We start from the raw sequence: 2,168 nt of genomic DNA, 5'->3' as shown, positions 1-2,168 counted from the left end.
ATCATCAAAAGTAAGGCTGAACTTAACAAAGTATTACAATCAATTTATGAAACATTTCCATATTTAAGTCCTGAATAAGAATGTTGTAAGTTAAAAATGTGATATAAAGGAGATAAGAGGGATTTCTTTGTTTAAATCTTTGTCTTCTTTTTTTCAATATACCTACATATCAGAATGGACAATTCATATAGAATCAGCATAGGTATTGCAAGCCCTACTTGGCTTAATACATCAGGTGGAGTTAAGATTGCAGCGATAATAAAAATTACCACTATCGCGATTCTGCGTTTATTTGACAAATTTTGTGTAGTGAGTAACCCTACTCTCACCATTAATGTGAGTATTACTGGAATTTGAAATGCAGTGCCAAAAGCAAACATAAATTGGAGAACGAGGTCTAAATACTCGCTAACTGATGGCATAAACTCTATTGGTATACCGAAAGATTTCCCACTATGTTCAAAAGTGATGAAAAACTTCCAGGCTAAAGGAAATATATAGTAATAGACTACAGTAGCTCCCGTTACAAATAAAACCGGTGTTGCAATCAAGTATGGCAACAACACTGCCCTTTCACTTTTATATAACCCAGGTGCTAAGAACATATAAAATTGCCATGCAAACACAGGAAAAGAAAACAAAAGTGCGCTCATTATTGCAACTTGGAGATACACAAAAAATGCCTCTGTTAAGTCTGTGTAAATTAAAGAAAAACCTTCGCTACCTTTTGTTACTTCTATTAAAGGTGCGAGTAAAAAACGGTATATATTTTCCTTAAAGTAATAACAAAAACCAAAAGCAACGCAAAAAAATAGAAAGCAAAAGATAACTCTTTTTCTGAGTTCCGCAAAGTGCTCATAAAATGAGGCGTATTTGCTTGAGTTCCAGTTCATACTTTACTATAGCTCAATAATGCTATGTCTAACATTCTCAGCGAAAAAGCCCACTCATTGTCATACCACGCTGCAACCCTGCATATATCACCTGTAACATATGTACCAGTTAAATCCACAATTGCACTATAAGGGTTATGCACAAAATCTATTGAGACTAAAGGTTCCTCGCATATAGAAAGTACATTTGACATTGGATAACCCTCTGTCATCCTAGTACCCTCTGATGTCATCCGAGTAGCTGACACTGGGATCCAGAAATTAGATTCCAGCGTCACGCGCTGGAATGACGTAGAGGAGAGAGCTGCATCCTTAAACATTTCATTGATTTCTTTAACGGTCGCTTTCTTATCAGTCGTAAATGTAAAATCAACCATAGAAACATTGCTAACCGGAACTCTGACGGCAGTGCCATCTAGCTTGCCCTTTAATTCAGGAATTATAGAACCAATTGTTTTTGCTGCCCCGGTTGTAGTTGGCACCATAGATAATCCGCAAGCCCTTGCTCTACGCAAATCTTTATGATTACCATCAAGAACATTTTGATCATTCGTGTAGGCATGTATAGTAGTCATAAAACCGCTTTTTATACCTAAACTGGAGTGTAGGACTTTCACAATCGGAGCAAGGCAATTTGTAGTGCAAGAACCTGCTGATATCACTTTATGCTCTTTTTCGAGCATATCGTCATTCACACCATAAACTATAGTGACATCAGCATCCGGAACTGGAGCAGAGACAATTACTTTCTCTGCATTGTGCCTTATTGCTTCTTCACGTTTATTGAATGCACCAGTACATTCAAGTATTACATCAACATTCCAAGGAATATTTTCAGGATTCCGTTCTCTATATAAAGAAAACTTTTTGCCATTTATAGAAATCCAATTTTGAGACTCATTAAAATCAATATCACCACTGAATTTGCCATGAACAGAATCATATTTAATCAAATGTGCATGCTGCTTTGCACTGAGCGATCCATTGACAGCTACAACTTCTATTTGTTTGCTATATTCTTCTATTTCGAAAATAGCACGCAATACGCCTCTGCCTATTCTACCCAGACCATTAATTCCTACACGAATCGTCATCTCTTCATTCAAAAAATTTAATTATAGAGGATATCACTTGATATTTCATTTTATTCTTTTGCTTTTCTATCGATATGAACATTATAGCAAGGAGACAGGGCTAAAAACTTGCTTGACAAACTCCGCCAGCCCCCTTATCATGAAACTGAAGCTATTGTATTTGCTTTCGCCAATCTGCAGA

2 protein-coding genes are annotated in these 2,168 nt (G+C 36.4%); both read right to left on the bottom strand.

Annotation, left to right across the window (positions count from 1 at the left end; genetic code table 11):
• Positions 1-131 precede the first annotated feature (131 nt).
• Positions 132-893 (bottom strand): twin-arginine translocase subunit TatC, encoded by a 762-nt coding sequence (tatC, locus tag OZD62_RS05960; RefSeq protein ID WP_275019656.1) that lies wholly within the window; start codon positions 891-893, stop codon positions 132-134.
• The gene (locus OZD62_RS05955) at positions 890-1,987 is read right to left on the bottom strand and encodes a type I glyceraldehyde-3-phosphate dehydrogenase (RefSeq protein WP_010962604.1); all 1,098 of its coding nucleotides are present in this window, start codon (positions 1,985-1,987) and stop codon (positions 890-892) included. Before OZD62_RS05955 ends, tatC begins: the two co-directional genes overlap by 4 nt.
• Positions 1,988-2,168: the final 181 nt, after the last annotated feature.

The organism is Wolbachia endosymbiont of Drosophila seguyi (assembly GCF_028981765.1).
GTDB classification, from domain to species: domain Bacteria; phylum Pseudomonadota; class Alphaproteobacteria; order Rickettsiales; family Anaplasmataceae; genus Wolbachia; species Wolbachia pipientis.
Note: the sequence above shows the minus strand (reverse complement) of the source record. Positions and strands in the feature narration are given on the sequence as shown.